Below are 15,388 nucleotides of genomic sequence, written 5' to 3'. Positions count from 1 at the left end.
CCAGTGAGAGAAAAAAATATGTCAGTCCAGGATCAACTGCACCGTTATCTGTTTGAAAATGCCGCCGTGCGCGGCGAGCTGGTGAACGTCTCTGACACCTGGCGTGAAACCGTGAAGAACCACGACTATCCGGCACCGGTTAAAACGCTGCTGGGTGAGATGCTGGTCGCGACCAGCCTGCTGACCGCCACGCTGAAGTTCGATGGCGAAATTACCGTGCAGCTACAGGGTGACGGTCCGCTGTCGCTGGCCGTCATCAACGGTAACAACAACCAGGAACTGCGTGGCGTGGCGCGTGTTAAAGGCGACATCCCCGACGACAGCACCCTGAAAAGCATGGTCGGCAATGGCTATCTGGTGATCACCATCTCCCCGGAGAAGGGTGAGCGTTATCAGGGTGTGGTCGGACTGGAGGGTGAAACCCTGGCCGAGTGCCTGGAAGATTACTTCATGCGCTCAGAACAGCTGCCAACGCGTCTGTTCATCCGCACCAGCGACAAAGGCGCCGCCGGGATTCTGCTGCAGGTCATGCCCGCGCAGGATACGGAGAAAGAGGTCTTCGAGCATCTGGCGACTCTGACAGAAACCATTAAAACGGAAGAGCTGATCGATCTGCCTGCGAACGAAGCGCTGTGGCGTCTCTATCATCAGGAAGAGGTCACCCTCTACGATCCGCAGCCGGTGATCTACAAATGCACCTGCTCGCGTGAACGCTGTGGTGAAGTGCTGACCACGCTGCCGCAGGAAGAAGTGGATGAGATCATCGCGGAAGATGGCAAAATCGACATGCACTGTGACTATTGCGGTTCAAACTACGTGTTTGATGCCGTCGATATCGCCGGTATCCGCAGCCACTCCCTTGAGAATAACGACCGCCTGCACTGATTGATCGGGCGGCTTCTGCCGCCCCTCCTCCTCTCCCTCTGCCTATCCCCATAATTTTCCAGACAAATTATCTTTTTTTACTTTCATAACATCTTTTAAACGTTCGAAACATAGCCTTAACGCGCCCTGAGTCGCATTTTTAGATCACTGCCCTTTTTCCCCTAACGCAGAAGAGTAAACTGCGCGCGATCGTGCAAACGCCCGGAAGCCAGAGGCAGATGCCCTGAAAAGTCCGGTTCTCTATGCAGGCTGTCGTGACGAAGCGCAGTGAACTGTCAGTGATTCGCCGCACCTGATGCAACAGCCGGTTGGCACGATCCCAACCTATCTCTGCTTTGCAGAACAGACACCGATTTAAGGAGCAGTAAAATGCGCGTTAACGGCCTGACCTCGCAAGACCTTGCCGCTTTGGGCATCGTGGATACCACGGAAGTGGTTTACAACCCTGATTACGACACGCTATTTCAGGAAGAGACGCGCCCGGACCTCGAAGGTTTTGCTCGTGGCACCCTGACGCAGAGCGGCGCGATTGCAGTAGACACCGGGATTTTCACCGGGCGATCGCCTAAGGATAAGTACATTGTGCGTGATGACACCACGCGCGATACCCTGTGGTGGAACGACCAGGGCACCGGCAAAAACGACAATCAGCCTCTGTCGCAGGAAACCTGGAACGCGCTGAAAAGCTGCGTCACCCGCCAGCTTTCCGGCAAGCGTCTGTTTGTTGTGGATGCGTTCTGCGGTGCCAATGCCGATTCACGTCTGAGCGTACGTTTTGTCACCGAAGTGGCCTGGCAGGCTCACTTCGTGAAGAACATGTTCATCCAGCCTACCGACGCTGAGCTGGCCGACTTCAAACCCGACTTTGTGGTGATGAACGGAGCCAAATGCACCAATCCTGACTGGCAGGCGCAGGGTCTGCACTCTGAGAACTTTGTCGCCTTCAATCTGACTGAACGCATGCAGCTGATTGGCGGAACCTGGTACGGCGGCGAGATGAAGAAAGGTCTGTTCGCCATCATGAACTACCTGCTGCCGCTGAAAGGCATTGCTTCAATGCACTGTTCAGCTAACGTCGGTAAAGCGGGTGATGTGGCGGTCTTCTTTGGCCTCTCTGGCACCGGCAAAACCACCCTCTCCACCGACCCTGACCGCCAGCTGATCGGCGATGATGAGCACGGCTGGGACGACGATGGCGTGTTTAACTTCGAAGGCGGCTGCTACGCCAAAACCATCAACCTTTCTGAGCAGGCTGAGCCGGAGATCTACCGTGCCATTCGCCGCAATGCGCTGCTGGAAAACGTGGTGGTGCGTGAAGATGGCAGCATCGATTACGCTGACGGCAGCAAAACAGAGAACACCCGCGTCTCCTACCCGATCAATCACATCGACAATATCGTGCAGCCGGTCTCAAAAGCGGGCCACGCGAAAAAAGTGATTTTCCTGACCGCCGATGCGTTTGGCGTGCTGCCACCGGTTTCACGTCTGACGCCGGAGCAAACCCAGTATCATTTCCTGTCAGGATTCACCGCCAAACTGGCCGGTACCGAGCGTGGCGTGACGGAGCCGACCCCAACCTTCTCCGCCTGTTTCGGCGCGGCATTCCTGACGCTGCATCCGACGCAGTACGCTGAAGTGCTGGTGAAGCGGATGGAGGCATCCGGTGCGCAGGCATACCTGGTGAACACCGGCTGGAACGGCAGTGGCAAACGCATCTCACTGAAGAATACCCGCGCCATCATCAATGCGATCCTGGCCGGTGAGCTGGATGATGCACCGACGGAAACGCTGCCAATCTTTAATCTGCAGATGCCGGTTGCGCTGGGCGAGCTGGATAGTGACACGCTCGATCCGCGTCGTAGCTGGGAGAGTGAAGAGAAGTGGACCGCTGCCGCCGAAGGTCTGGCACAGCGCTTTATTGATAACTTCGACAAGTATACCGATAACGCCGCAGGTGCTGCGCTGGTGAAAGCCGGCCCGCAACGCTAAAAGAACCGGCGCGGCAATCACACTGCCGCGCCGCTTTTTATCATCCTGAAACGCTGTTGCTGCCCGTGTTGTGGCTCAGCGCCATGCTTTCCACTAACGGCAACCAGGCACGAATACGTAACCCACCGTGTTCGCTCTCGCCAATCTCCAGCGAGCCCTGATGGGCATCGATAATACGCTGCACAATCGCCAGACCGAGACCGGTACCGCTGGTACTGCGGGCGCTATCGCCGCGTACAAATGGCTGGAACAGGTGCGCCAGCTGATCCGGCCTGATGCCAGGACCATCATCTTCCACCTGAAACCAGGCGCGATGCAGTTCCCGTCCGCTGCTGACTTTGATCCAGCCATTGCCGTATCGCGCGGCGTTGACCACCAGGTTAGCCAGTGCCCGTTTAATCGACAGCGGGTTGATATCCAGCATTAACTCTTCCGGCATCACCGCATTTTCGATTTCACGTTCATAGCCACTTTCAGCCGCCACGACTTCGCCCAGCACGCTGTTGAGATCCGCGCGCTCGGTCTGCATCTCCTGACCGGTACGTAGATAGTCGATGAACTGTTCAATGATGGCGTTGCACTCTTCGATATCTTTATTAATCGATTCGGCCAGATAACCATCCTGCTCGCTCATCATCTCGGTGGCGAGACGAATGCGGGTCAGCGGCGTACGCAAATCGTGGCTGACGCCCGCCATTAATAGCGTGCGGTCATCCGCCAGCTGCTTCACCCCGGCCGCCATCTGGTTAAAGGCGCGGGTCACCGATCGCACTTCTGATGCGCCATACTCGCGCAGCGGCGGCGGAATAATCCCGCGTCCGACCTGCAGGGCGGCGTGCTCCAGATCCACCAGGGGTCGGTTCTGGATACGGATAAACAGCCAGGCGCCGCCAATCGCCAGCAGCATAATCGCCAGGGTATAACGGAACAGCGGCGAGAAGTCGCCCTGATGAATCTCCGTCAGCGGCACCCGCACCCAGATATCGGGCGACAGCCAGGTTTTCAGCCAGACCACCGGTGAGTTTTTGTTTACCTCAACCCGGACATCGGTCGGACCGCCAAGCTGCTGTCCCATCTGCTCGCTCAGGAATTCATAATGCTGCGCCCAGCGCAATCCACTCTCCTCTGCTGCTGCATTGGTGTAGAGCGAGATCCCCAGTTCGCGGTAGATTTCCCGGCGAAACGCCGGCGGCACTTCCAGCTGCGTGCCATCTTCCAGCTGCAACCGGTCGGTCATCAGCATACGCACTTCGTATGCGAGCACCTTATTGAACTGTTGCAGGCTGGGAAGAATGGCGAAGTTCAGCACCACCAGATAGGTCGTGACCAGGCTGACGAACAGCAGGGTAACGATCAGCAGCAGGGTGCGGGCAAACGAACTCCGTGGCGAGAAGCGCAGTCGCTTCATGCTTTACTGCCGTCCGGCACAAAGACGTAGCCCAGACCCCAGACGGTCTGAATATAACGTGGATGCGCCGGATCCTCTTCCACCATGCGACGCAGGCGGGAGATCTGGACGTCAATCGAACGTTCCATGGCGCTGTATTCGCGGCCACGCGCCAGGTTCATCAGCTTGTCACGCGACAGCGGCTCACGCGGGTGGCTGACCAGTGCTTTCAGCACGGCAAACTCACCGCTGGTCAGCGGCATGGGTTCATCTTCACGGAACATCTCGCGGGTGCCGAGGTTAAGTTTGAATTTACCGAAGGCGATGATCGCCTCTTCCTGCGAAGGCGCGCCTGGCAGTTCATTCGCCTGACGACGCAGCACCGCACGAATACGCGCCAGCAGCTCACGCGGGTTAAACGGTTTGGGAATATAGTCGTCTGCGCCGATCTCCAGCCCCACGATACGATCCACTTCTTCGCCCTTGGCGGTCACCATAATAATCGGCATCGGGTTGCTCTGACTGCGCAGACGACGGCAGATAGAAAGACCATCTTCGCCTGGCAACATCAGGTCGAGCACCATCAGATGAAAGGATTCGCGGGTTAACAGACGATCCATCTGCTCGGCATTAGCGACACTGCGCACCTGAAAGCCCTGCTCGGTGAGATAGCGTTCAAGCAGTGCACGCAGACGCATATCATCATCGACGACCAGAATTTTGTAGTTCTCTTGCATTTTCAACTCCCAAAGGCGCTATTGCCTGAGCCAACATTGTTAAAAAAAGATGCCTTATAGTGACAGTCATTATTGGTTTATATTCTAGCCAAAATTGTTACAAAGCATATTAAACAGGAGCTTATATTTGATTTAAGGCGATTTCGGGTCAGTTTTAACGCTTTTGCCCCTGCCCGGCCTGTGATACGGCAAATCTGAAAAAACGGCCTGGTTTCTCTGAATCGCTGGCGTCGGAAGTGTGCCAGTTTTTAATCAGTGAATTAATTCAGTGAGTTAGCAGGCAATTTGACTTAATGATCAGCCATCACTGTGGATAAGCTCCAGATAATCTACCTCAACCGCAGCCAGACAGCATAATATTCCAGCAAACCCGCGTAACACCCCACGCTCCTCTCGGATTAGTTTCAGTCGTGCCATCAGCAAGGCCAGTTGAAATTAAAGTCCTTTAAATCAATCAGTAAAGCCAACTTTTCGCCTTCCCCGTTTTAAACCAGACTGCTCAGGCAACATTCGATGTCTCAACGGGGAAAACACACAATGAAAAAAACAATTTTACTGCTGAGCGCGCTGGCATTAGGCAGCGTCAGCCCAGGTTACGCTGCAACAGCCACCGGTGAAGCAGCCGGCGCAGCAGCGACAACAACAGCACAGGGTAACTCTAACGCCATCGGTGTGGGTGCAGTCGCAGCCCTGCTGGGCGTTGCGCTGGCCACTATGGGCGGCGGCGGCGGTGACGGTCACAGCACCGGTACATCGACCACCACGGCGACCCACGCCGGAAAATAAGTTTAATTATCCTCTGTACCGGCTTCAGATTACTGGCTTTATTTTGAACCACAGCACCAACCCTTTCGCCGCCGGGGAAAACAACAGGGGTTTTTAGCCTTTAAAAACCCTTTCCCCGACTCTTTTTTGCCCCGCCCTCTTTGCCTTACACTGTCGCTCTTTGGATCTCTCTGGCCGGTATAGCATGAAAACCCGACTTATTACCCGCGAAGGCTTCGATAAGCTGAAAGCGGAACTCGACTATCTGTGGCGTGAAGAGCGACCGGAAGTGACAAAAAAAGTCACCTGGGCTGCCAGCCTTGGCGATCGCAGCGAAAATGCCGACTATCAGTACAACAAAAAACGGCTGCGTGAAATCGACCGCCGCGTACGCTATCTGACCAAAAGCATCGAACAATTGCGTATCGTGGATTACTCCCCACAGCAGGATGGCAAAGTCTTCTTTGGTGCCTGGGTGGAAATTGAAAACGATGAGGGCGACCTCAAACGCTTCCGCATCGTGGGTTACGATGAGATTTTTGGCCGCAAAGATTACATCTCTATCGACTCGCCAATGGCGCGGGCGCTGCTGAAAAAAGAGGTTGGCGATGCCGCCACCGTCGAGACGCCACTGGGTCCGGCGCTGTGGTATGTCAACGCGATTGACTACCCGCAATAACGATTCAGATTATCGCTGAAAGCCGCCCGCGTCTCTGGCAATTTTAACCGTCAATCCGTATAACTGTCGGCTATTTCTCAACCCGGAAAGCAAGACAGTCCTGATGATGAAAGTTCTGAGCCAGATAATTGCCAGTGAGCTACAGGCGCGACCAGAGCAGGTTGACGCCGCCGTTCGCCTGTTAGATGAAGGGAATACCGTGCCGTTTATCGCACGCTATCGTAAAGAGGTCACCGGCGGGCTGGATGATACCCAACTGCGCCAGCTGGAAACCCGTCTCAGCTATCTGCGTGAACTTGAAGAGCGACGCCAGTCAATTCTGAAGTCGATTGACGATCAGGGAAAACTCACTGACGACCTCGCCCGCGCCATCAATACCACCCTCAGCAAAACCGAGCTTGAAGACCTCTACCTGCCCTACAAACAGAAACGCCGCACGCGTGGACAGATCGCTATTGAAGCCGGTCTGGAACCGCTGGCGGACACGCTCTGGCAGGAGCCGTCTCACCTCCCCGAGCAGCTTGCTGAGCAGTATGTCGATGCCGACAAAGGCGTCGCCGACGTCCGTGCCGCACTGGATGGTGCCCGCTATATTCTGATGGAGCGTTTCGCCGAAGATGCCGCACTGCTGGCGAAAGTCCGTAACTACCTGTGGAAAAATGCCCATCTGGTGTCACGCGTGGTGGAAGGCAAAGAGGAAGCGGGCGCGAAGTTCCGCGACTACTTCGATCACCACGAAGCACTGAGTACCGTACCGTCGCACCGTGCGCTGGCGATGCTGCGCGGCCGCAACGAAGGCGTGCTGCAACTCTCGCTGAATGCCGATCCGCAGTTTGATGAAGCGCCGCGTGAAAGCCACGGTGAAACGCTGATTGCTGAACACCTGAACCTGCGCCTGAACAACGCACCGGCCGACAGCTGGCGTAAAGCGGTAGTCAGCTGGACGTGGCGCATCAAGGTGATGCTGCATCTGGAAACGGAGCTGATGGGCACAGTGCGCGAACGCGCCGAAGATGAAGCGATCAACGTCTTTGCCCGCAACCTGCACGATCTGCTGATGGCGGCTCCTGCGGGGATGCGCGCCACCATGGGTCTGGATCCCGGCCTGCGCACCGGCGTCAAAGTGGCGGTGGTCGATGCCACCGGTAAAGTCGTGGCGACCGATACCGTTTATCCGCACACCGGCCAGACCGCCAAAGCCGCTGCCGCCGTTGCCGCGCTCTGCATGAAGCATCAGGTTGAACTGGTGGCGATTGGCAACGGAACGGCCTCACGTGAAACCGAGCGCTTCTTCCTGGATCTGCAGCAGCAGTTCCCGCAGGTCACGGCGCAGAAAGTGATTGTCAGTGAAGCCGGCGCCTCCGTCTACTCGGCCTCTGAACTGGCGGCGCTGGAGTTCCCGGATCTCGATGTTTCACTGCGTGGCGCGGTATCAATCGCCCGCCGTCTGCAGGATCCGCTGGCTGAGCTGGTGAAAATCGATCCGAAATCGATTGGTGTCGGTCAGTATCAGCATGACGTCAGTCAGAGCCAGCTGGCGAAGAAACTCGACGCCGTGGTGGAGGATTGCGTGAACGCCGTCGGCGTTGACCTCAATACCGCCTCAGTGCCGCTGCTGACCCGCGTCGCGGGCCTGACGCGCATGATGGCACAGAACATTGTCGGCTGGCGTGATGAGAATGGCCGCTTCCGGAACCGCCAGCAGTTACTGAAAGTGAGCCGTCTTGGGCCAAAAGCCTTTGAGCAGTGTGCGGGCTTCCTGCGCATCAACCACGGCGATAACCCACTGGATGCCTCGACCGTTCACCCGGAAGCCTATCCGGTCGTCGAGCGTATTCTGGCTGCCACCGAGCAGGCGCTGAGCGATCTGATGGGTAATTCTGGCAGCCTGCGTAACCTCAGCCCCCGCGATTTCATTGATGAACGTTTTGGTCTGCCGACCGTCACCGACATCATGAAAGAGCTGGAGAAGCCGGGCCGCGATCCGCGCCCTGAGTTTAAGACTGCGCAGTTCGCGGAAGGTGTCGAAACGCTGAACGACCTGACACCGGGCATGATCCTCGAAGGTGCCGTCACCAACGTCACAAACTTCGGTGCGTTTGTGGATATCGGCGTCCATCAGGATGGCCTGGTGCATATCTCCTCGCTCTCCGATCGCTTCGTGGAAGATCCGCATCAGGTGGTGAAAGCGGGCGATATCGTCAAAGTGAAAGTGATGGAAGTCGATCTCCAGCGCAAACGTATTGCCCTGACCATGCGTCTTGATGAGCAGCCAGGCGAAGGCAATGCACGGGGTGGTGCGAAGAACGCCGCGCCGCGCGAAGAGAAACGTCCGGCTGCCGGTAAAGGTCGTCCGCGTCCGGTCAGCGCATCCGCGGGTAACAGTGCAATGAGTGATGCACTGGCCGCCGCTCTGGGTAAAAAACGCTAAGCTTTTCAGGGGGCCACCTCTGGCCCCCTCTTCACGTCCTCCGCCCCGGTTGAAAATCCCCATCATCGCGCTACGCTAAAAAGACGCCTGTCATAAAAACAACACCTGCTGTGGCACCCAATTCACGATGGATACGATCACCGATCTGATTGAGAAGATTTATGCTGGCACATTCCCGGAGGCGACCTTTGCGCGCCTGCAGGCTGATATCGCCACCGCCCGCGCGGCGATCAAGCTGCCGCGTAAGGCCCACTGGGATGAACAGGATGTGGTGCTGATCACCTACGCCGATCAGTTCCGTGAAGCCGGTAAACCCACGCTCAGCACCTTTTCCCGCTTCTATCAGCAGCACCTGCAATCCACCTTTCCGCTGGTTCACCTGCTGCCCTTTTTCCCCTGGTCGTCCGACGATGGCTTTTCGGTGATGGATTACCATCAGGTCGATCCGGTGTGCGGCGACTGGCAGGATGTTGCGCGCCTGCATCAGGAAACCCGGCTGATGTTCGACTTCGTCTGCAACCATATGTCGGCAAAAAGCGCCTGGTTCAGCCACTTCCTGGCGCAGGATCCCGGCTGGGACGATTTCTTTATCAGCATGCCGCCCGCCACCGATCTCAGCGCCGTCACGCGCCCGCGAACCTCGCCGCTGCTGACACCGTTTAAGATGGCGGATGGCGATACCCGCTTTATCTGGACCACCTTCAGCGCCGACCAGATTGACCTCAACTTTGCTAACCCTGAAGTGCTGCTGCGCATGGTGAACGTGCTGCTCGACTACCTGATACGCGGCGCAGACTACGTGCGCCTCGATGCGGTTGGCTATATGTGGAAAACGCCAGGTACGCGCTGTATTCATCTGGAAAAAACCCACCAGCTGGTGAAGCTGTTTCGCGCCATTGCCGATCACGTCGCACCCGGCACGGTGATTATTACCGAGACCAACGTGCCGCATCAGGACAACATCAGCTATCTGGGCAACGGGCATGACGAAGCGCAGATGGTGTATCAGTTTTCGCTGCCGCCGCTGGTGCTGCATGCGATTCACACCGGCTCGGCACGCGCGCTGCGGCAGTGGGCCAGCTCGCTGGATCTCAGCAGCAACGACACCACCTTCTTCAACTTCCTGGCGTCACACGATGGCATCGGGCTTAATCCGGCGCGCGGCATTTTGTCTGAAGTAGAGATTGTGGCACTGGTGCGCGATCTGGCGCTGGAAGGCGCGCTGGTTTCCTATAAAAACAATCCTGACGGCACCACCAGCCCCTATGAAATCAACGTCGCCTTCCTGGATGCGCTGAACCGCGAAGCCGACGATGACGCCACGCGGCTGAAACGCTTTTTACTGGCCCATGCGATTCTGCTGGTCTTCCCTGGCGTGCCGGCCATCTATATCCAGAGCATTCTGGGTGGCCGTAACCATTACGATGGCGTACGGGCCGCCGGACACAACCGGGCGATCAACCGTCAGAAATATGATTTACAGCAGATTGAGGCGGCGCTGGCGGGCGGTGACTGGCTGCGGCAGCAGATTTATACGCGGCTCGGCCAGCTGATCCAGCTGCGTCGTCGCCAGTCTGCGTTCCATCCCGATAATCCGATGACGCTGTATGACAGCGAAAATGCCGTGCTGGTGCTGAGCCGTCATCAGGCGGAGAGCGGCGAGGGAGTGCTTTGCGTGTTTAATCTCAGTGGACGGTCAGTGGAGACACAACTGCCGGTGGCACATACGTTGCAGGATGTGGTGAGCGGGGAGAAAGTTGATGGCACCCAGCCGGTTAAGCTGGATGCCTGGCAGTTCATGTGGCTACGTTAATTACTTGTAGACTTCAGCCGTTGCGCTGAATTTACCGTGTTCGCGACCGGCGATCACCAGGTAATATTTACCGCCTTTTTCGTCAGCGAGCTTAGACAGCACTTTTTTAGCATCCATTGGCGAGGTGGTTTCCGCCGTGGTGTTAACGGTGCCAATCTTCTGCAGGTTCATTGTCTTAACTTCTTCTTTGGTGACTTCTTTCGCTGCCATCGCAGAAAATGAAATCGCGCCCATCATCATTGAAGCCACAACCCATTTAAAAACCTTCATTATGTTTACCCTCATTCATGATCCATTGTGAGATGTAAGCAGCAGCTAAACGCGTAAGGCAGTATGGAACGGCATAGTCATTTCCGTGACTAATCACATAAAATTGCAGCGGCCTTGCTTACAGAGAGAAGTATTACTGCTGTCTGAGATTTTGCCAGCTCAAAGCATGATTATCCCGGCAATTGACTGATAAAATTAACAATATGCTGACAAAAGATCTCAGGATGGGAAATGAAAGGCGCGTGTGCGGCTTTTTCGATAACCACTGACGGTGAGGCTGGCAACCTTTCATCTATCTCTGCAGCAATGCGGCGCGGCACCAGTCCATCTAAGGCCCCGTAAAGCCGCAGGAACGGTAATGTAATCTGCGGTAACGCATCGCGCAGATCGACCTGGCGCAGAATCTCCAGTCCGCCCTCCAGTACCGGCACCTGCGGCATCGGTTGTGATAACACCACCTCTTTCAGCTGCCGTGCATCGGCACGCGCCGTTTCGGTGCCCAGCGTCTGCAGCGCCAGAAAGCGTTCAACCGTGCGCTGAAAATCGTTGCTGAGCATCTGCTGGAAGTTCTGCAGCGTCTCCGGTTTAATGCCGGGCCAACCCTCTGTGGCGGTGAAACAGGGTGACGATGCAACGGTAATCAGTGCTCCCAGCTTCTCTGGCGCGGTCAGCGCCAGCTGGGTCGCCACCAGTCCGCCCAGTGACCAGCCCACCACAATCGCCTGCGGTGGCAGCAACGGCAATATCTGTTCAGCCATCTGCTCCAGCGTCAGCGCGCCAGAATGCTGGCTGCGTCCATAACCGGGCAGATCGACCAGATGCAGGCGATAGTGCGGGCTGAGTCGCGGAATAATACTTTGCCAGACTTCGGCATTCAGTCCCCATCCGTGCAGCAGCACAAGATCGCGTTTTCCTTCTCCGCAGGTATGCCAGTAGAGCGACGTCATCAGTTACTATCCCGAAATTGATAAGGAGGTCGCTATGCTAGCAATGCCCGCCCTGTGTTGGCTATGCCGGATGCCGTTGCGGATCGCCCGGCACGGCATCTGCAGCCACTGCCTGCGCGAATTACCGCCGTTACCGTTGCTCTGTCCGCGCTGCGGCTTACCGGCAGGCTCAGTAAAGGTCGCCTGTGGCCGCTGTCAGCTTAAACCGCCCGCGTGGCAGGCGCTGGTCTGCGTGAATGACTATTGTCCGCCATTCAGCCAGTGGGTTAATCAGCTTAAGTTTTCTCACATAACCGCACTCAGGGTGATGCTGGCGCGGCTGCTTTTGCTAAGCTGGCTGAATGTTTACCGGCGTGGCACGGTGCCGCGTCCCGATCTGCTGCTGCCGGTTCCGCTGCATCGGCGGCGACGCTGGCAGCGCGGCTTCAATCAGACGGTATTGCTGGCTGCCCCGCTGGCGCACTGGCTGGGATGTGAATGGCGTGAGGGGCTTTCCCGCACGCGCAGGGGCGCACTGCAGCATCAGCTCAGTGCCCGGCAGCGCCGTACCAACTTACGCGGTGCTTTCCGCCTTGAAATGGCGGTTAAAGGACGCCATATCGCCCTGCTGGATGACGTCATTACGACCGGCAGTACGGTAGATGAAATCAGCCGTCTGTTACTGGCGAAGGGTGCCGCCAGTGTGCAGGTCTGGTGCCTGTGCCGTACCTTGTAGAGCGTCATTGATGGGCGTATTATAACCAACTAAATTAGTCAACTATTGAGCAATCGACATGATCCGAATTACTGACTCTGCCCAGGAACATTTTTCTAAACTGCTATCCAAACAAGAAGATGGCACCCAGATTCGCGTATTCGTGATTAACCCGGGTACGCCAACAGCCGAGTGTGGCGTCTCTTACTGTCCGCCCGATGCCGTTGAAGCCACCGATACCGAACTGAAGTTCGAGAAGCTCTCAGCGTATGTTGATGAACTGAGCAAACCTTATCTGGAAGACGCGGAAATCGACTTCGTCACCGACAATCTGGGTTCTCAGCTGACGCTGAAAGCGCCGAATGCCAAAATGCGTAAAGTCTCTGATGATGCGCCGATGGTTGAGCGCGTTGAATATCTGCTGCAGGCGCAGATCAACCCACAGCTGGCTGGCCACGGCGGTCGCGTGTCGCTGATGGAGATCACCGAAGATGGCTACGCCATTCTGCAGTTTGGCGGCGGCTGTAACGGCTGTTCGATGATCGACGTAACCCTGAAAGATGGTATTGAGAAAGAACTGCTGGCTGCCTTCCCGGAACTGAAAGGCGTTCGGGATATTACCGAGCATCAGCGTGGCGAACACTCGTTCTACTGATGATAAAGCGCGGCAGCCTGACTGCCGCGCTATTTTTATAGCCCTTTCTTACTTCCCTTTCTGTCCTGACTGACGCTGCTCGCTGACCACCTTCAGCAGGGCATTCACTTCCTTGTCCGCAAAGATCTCCTCCAGCGTTTTGCTCAGCTTGCGTCGCCAGTTAGGGTACTGATCCACCGTGCCCGGCACGTTGACCGGCGTGGTCATACCGAGCCAGTCCTCAGGTTGCAGCCCAAGCAGCGCACTGTCGGTGTCCGCCAGGAAGCGATGGATCGCCCGGTTCAGCGCAGGCGTCATGGTCAGCTTCTCCGCCTTCTTCTGGCTGCGTGCCGGTAAGGCACCCGCCTGATGCAGCGCATCCAGCAGCGCCTGCTTCTGCGCGGCGCGCTGCTGATGCAACGCTTTCACCGCATCGCCCGGATAGAGACCCAGCTTCTCCCCCAGCGCCAGATCGCCCTGCTCCCAGAAACCGGTCAGCGTCGGCAGATCATGGGTACTGGCGCTGGCGATTGACTGACGCGGATAGTCCTGCGGCGCGCGATAGCGCTGATCTTTCTCCTGCTCAAACCAGAGCACCTTCCATGAAAAGACGCCACTTTTGCGCAGCAGGCTGACGATTTCCTGAGGCACGGTGCCAAGGTCTTCGCCAATCACCATGCAGCGCAGACGGTGACTCTCCAGCGCCAGGATGCCCAGCAGATTGTCAACCGGATAGGCCACATAGGCGCCTTTATCCGCCGTTTCCCCGGCAGGCACCCACCACAGACGCAGCAGGGACATCACATGGTCGATGCGCAACGCGCCGCAGTCGCGCATGTTAGCGCGCAGCATGTCGATAAACGGCTGATAGCCGCGCGCCTGCATCACATGCGGGTCCATCGGCGGTAAGCCCCAGTTCTGGCCCAGCGGCCCCAGACGGTCAGGCGGCGCGCCCACTGAAGCCTTGAGGCGATAAAGCTCGGGATCGTGCCAGGTTTCCGCGCTGCCTTCCGCTACCCCTACCGCCAGATCGCGATAGAGACCCACGCTCATACCCAGCGACTGACTGTGCGTCCAGCAGGCCGAGAACTGCTGCTGCGCCAGCCATTGCAGCCACTGCCAGAAAGCGATCTCCTCTTCATGCTGTTCACACCACTGCTGCACCTCCGGCAACTGGCTGTTGCGCCACGCTTCCGGCCACGCAGGCCAGCCGCCCTGCTGCGTCTTGTCCGCCTGCCGCTCCAGCTGGATGCCGTCGTAGGCAGCCTGATAACGCAGGCTGTCGCCGCCTTCACGCACAAAGGCCGCCCAGGAGTGATGCTCTTCGCTCTGGCTGTCACGCGCCTGGAAGTGGGCCCAGGCGTGCCGCAGCGCAGCGAGCTTGAGCGCCATCACCGCCTCGTAATCGACCCGCTCCGCCTCACGTGCTTTAGTCAGCGCCTTCTGCGTTTTAGCGCTTTTCCACCACTTCTGCGCCGCCGCGCTTTGCTGAAAATCGGCCACCTGACTGACGTCGATATAAATTACGTTCAGCCAGCGGCGCGATGACGGACTGTACGGGCTGGCGAAACCGGCGCTGGCGGGATAGAGCGCATGCAGCGGATTCAGCCCGACGAAATCGCCGCCGCGCTTAGCCAGGTGCACCAGCAGCTGGTCGAGGTCGCCGAAGTCGCCAATGCCCCAGTTCTGTTCAGATCGCACGGTATAGAGCTGCACCAGCGCGCCCCAGCGTTTCTCTCCCGCTTCCAGCGCCGGCGGCAGATAGCAGCGGCGCGGCGCGACGATAATCCGCGTCTGCCAGCTTTTCTTCCCTTTGCTGAGCGTCAGCTGGTGATAACCCTGCGTCAGCGGGCCAGGCAGCGTAAAAGGCTCCCCGGCAGTTAATTCGCCGCTGAGCGATTTGCCCTTTTCGGTCTGCAACTGCCAGCTGTAGACGCCGCTGCCCTGAGGCGTCAGCTGCCGCTTGCCACTGCCGCTGAACACCGCGACCGGCGGCAGCGGTGATTTTTTGGCGCTCTGCGGATCGTCCATCACCGCCAGCAGCGCGCGTTTCGTCTCATCGCTGATCGCCTCTTTCTCGCCGTTGACGTTGATGTATTCCAGTGAAATTCCCGCGTCACGGGCGGCCTGATCAAGTGCATTTTGCTTCATTGCTGC

The 15,388-nt window shown here is 57.4% G+C and carries 13 protein-coding genes; 8 read left to right on the top strand and 5 right to left on the bottom strand.

Features of this window, described 5'->3' with window-relative positions:
* Window positions 1-18: 18 nt before the first annotated feature.
* Window positions 19-885, top strand: coding sequence for an Hsp33 family molecular chaperone HslO (gene hslO / locus PU624_RS05625; RefSeq protein ID WP_283546901.1), 867 nt, complete (start codon window positions 19-21; stop codon window positions 883-885).
* Between the two features lie 369 nt (window positions 886-1,254).
* Window positions 1,255-2,874 carry a phosphoenolpyruvate carboxykinase (ATP) gene (gene pckA, locus PU624_RS05620; protein WP_283546900.1) on the top strand — a complete coding sequence of 540 codons (1,620 nt, stop codon included), beginning with the start codon at window positions 1,255-1,257 and terminating at the stop codon, window positions 2,872-2,874.
* Between the two features lie 40 nt (window positions 2,875-2,914).
* On the opposite strand, the gene envZ is transcribed toward pckA, so the two are convergent.
* Both envZ and ompR read right to left on the bottom strand, forming a co-directional pair.
* Entirely contained in the window at window positions 2,915-4,282 is a 1,368-nt protein-coding gene (envZ, locus tag PU624_RS05615) for a two-component system sensor histidine kinase EnvZ (RefSeq protein ID WP_283546899.1), read from the bottom strand.
* Window positions 4,279-4,998, bottom strand: a complete 720-nt coding sequence (ompR, locus tag PU624_RS05610) for an osmolarity response regulator transcription factor OmpR (protein WP_003853014.1) — start codon at window positions 4,996-4,998, stop codon at window positions 4,279-4,281. Before ompR ends, envZ begins: the two co-directional genes overlap by 4 nt.
* Before the next feature lie 537 nt (window positions 4,999-5,535).
* On the opposite strand from ompR, the gene yjbE reads away from it, so the two are divergent.
* The 4 genes from yjbE (at window position 5,536) to PU624_RS05590 (ending at window position 10,686) form a co-directional block, all read left to right on the top strand.
* Window positions 5,536-5,784, top strand: a complete 249-nt coding sequence (yjbE, locus tag PU624_RS05605; RefSeq protein WP_003853015.1) for an exopolysaccharide production protein YjbE — start codon at window positions 5,536-5,538, stop codon at window positions 5,782-5,784.
* A 184-nt stretch (window positions 5,785-5,968) separates the two neighbouring features.
* Window positions 5,969-6,442, top strand: coding sequence for a transcription elongation factor GreB (gene greB / locus PU624_RS05600; RefSeq protein WP_090966786.1), 474 nt, complete (start codon window positions 5,969-5,971; stop codon window positions 6,440-6,442).
* Between the two features lie 103 nt (window positions 6,443-6,545).
* Entirely contained in the window at window positions 6,546-8,873 is a 2,328-nt protein-coding gene (locus tag PU624_RS05595; RefSeq protein ID WP_283546898.1) for a Tex family protein, read from the top strand.
* 127 nt (window positions 8,874-9,000) lie between these two features.
* Entirely contained in the window at window positions 9,001-10,686 is a 1,686-nt protein-coding gene (locus PU624_RS05590) for an alpha-amylase family glycosyl hydrolase (RefSeq protein WP_283546897.1), read from the top strand.
* On the opposite strand, the gene PU624_RS05585 is transcribed toward PU624_RS05590, so the two are convergent.
* Window positions 10,687-10,956: a YdgH/BhsA/McbA-like domain containing protein gene (locus PU624_RS05585; protein WP_003853019.1), complete on the bottom strand. Its 270-nt coding sequence runs from the start codon at window positions 10,954-10,956 to the stop codon at window positions 10,687-10,689. It abuts the gene before it with no gap.
* 170 nt (window positions 10,957-11,126) lie between these two features.
* Window positions 11,127-11,903: a pimeloyl-ACP methyl ester esterase BioH gene (gene bioH, locus PU624_RS05580; RefSeq protein WP_283546896.1), complete on the bottom strand. Its 777-nt coding sequence runs from the start codon at window positions 11,901-11,903 to the stop codon at window positions 11,127-11,129.
* A gap of 34 nt (window positions 11,904-11,937) precedes the next feature.
* On the opposite strand from bioH, the gene gntX reads away from it, so the two are divergent.
* Together gntX and nfuA are read left to right on the top strand one after the other, a co-directional pair.
* Complete coding sequence (gntX, locus tag PU624_RS05575) at window positions 11,938-12,618, top strand: DNA utilization protein GntX (RefSeq protein WP_283546895.1); 681 nt, start codon at window positions 11,938-11,940, stop codon at window positions 12,616-12,618.
* Between the two features lie 58 nt (window positions 12,619-12,676).
* A complete protein-coding gene (gene nfuA / locus PU624_RS05570; protein ID WP_003853024.1) occupies window positions 12,677-13,252 on the top strand; it encodes a Fe-S biogenesis protein NfuA in 576 nt (191 codons plus the stop codon).
* 48 nt (window positions 13,253-13,300) lie between these two features.
* Here the strand turns inward: nfuA and malQ are convergent, their stop codons facing one another.
* The gene (gene malQ / locus PU624_RS05565; protein ID WP_283546894.1) at window positions 13,301-15,382 is read right to left on the bottom strand and encodes a 4-alpha-glucanotransferase; all 2,082 of its coding nucleotides are present in this window, start codon (window positions 15,380-15,382) and stop codon (window positions 13,301-13,303) included.
* Between the last annotated feature and the right edge of the window lie 6 nt (window positions 15,383-15,388).

Origin of the sequence: Pantoea sp. Lij88 (genome assembly GCF_030062155.1) — a bacterium.
Taxonomy (GTDB): Bacteria; Pseudomonadota; Gammaproteobacteria; order Enterobacterales; family Enterobacteriaceae; genus Pantoea.
This window is presented reverse-complemented; position numbering and strand designations above follow the sequence as displayed.

Bases quoted from the DNA above. Each gene is read 5' to 3' on its own strand.
- hslO (WP_283546901.1), top strand. From the start codon at position 19: ATGTCAGTCCAGGATCAACTGCACCGTTATCTGTTTGAAAATGCCGCC.
- pckA (WP_283546900.1), top strand. From the start codon at position 1,255: ATGCGCGTTAACGGCCTGACCTCGCAAGACCTTGCCGCTTTGGGCATC.
- envZ (WP_283546899.1), bottom strand. From the start codon at position 4,282: ATGAAGCGACTGCGCTTCTCGCCACGGAGTTCGTTTGCCCGCACCCTG.
- ompR (WP_003853014.1), bottom strand. From the start codon at position 4,998: ATGCAAGAGAACTACAAAATTCTGGTCGTCGATGATGATATGCGTCTG.
- yjbE (WP_003853015.1), top strand. From the start codon at position 5,536: ATGAAAAAAACAATTTTACTGCTGAGCGCGCTGGCATTAGGCAGCGTC.
- greB (WP_090966786.1), top strand. From the start codon at position 5,969: ATGAAAACCCGACTTATTACCCGCGAAGGCTTCGATAAGCTGAAAGCG.
- PU624_RS05595 (WP_283546898.1), top strand. From the start codon at position 6,546: ATGATGAAAGTTCTGAGCCAGATAATTGCCAGTGAGCTACAGGCGCGA.
- PU624_RS05590 (WP_283546897.1), top strand. From the start codon at position 9,001: ATGGATACGATCACCGATCTGATTGAGAAGATTTATGCTGGCACATTC.
- PU624_RS05585 (WP_003853019.1), bottom strand. From the start codon at position 10,956: ATGAAGGTTTTTAAATGGGTTGTGGCTTCAATGATGATGGGCGCGATT.
- bioH (WP_283546896.1), bottom strand. From the start codon at position 11,903: ATGACGTCGCTCTACTGGCATACCTGCGGAGAAGGAAAACGCGATCTT.
- gntX (WP_283546895.1), top strand. From the start codon at position 11,938: ATGCTAGCAATGCCCGCCCTGTGTTGGCTATGCCGGATGCCGTTGCGG.
- nfuA (WP_003853024.1), top strand. From the start codon at position 12,677: ATGATCCGAATTACTGACTCTGCCCAGGAACATTTTTCTAAACTGCTA.
- malQ (WP_283546894.1), bottom strand. From the start codon at position 15,382: ATGAAGCAAAATGCACTTGATCAGGCCGCCCGTGACGCGGGAATTTCA.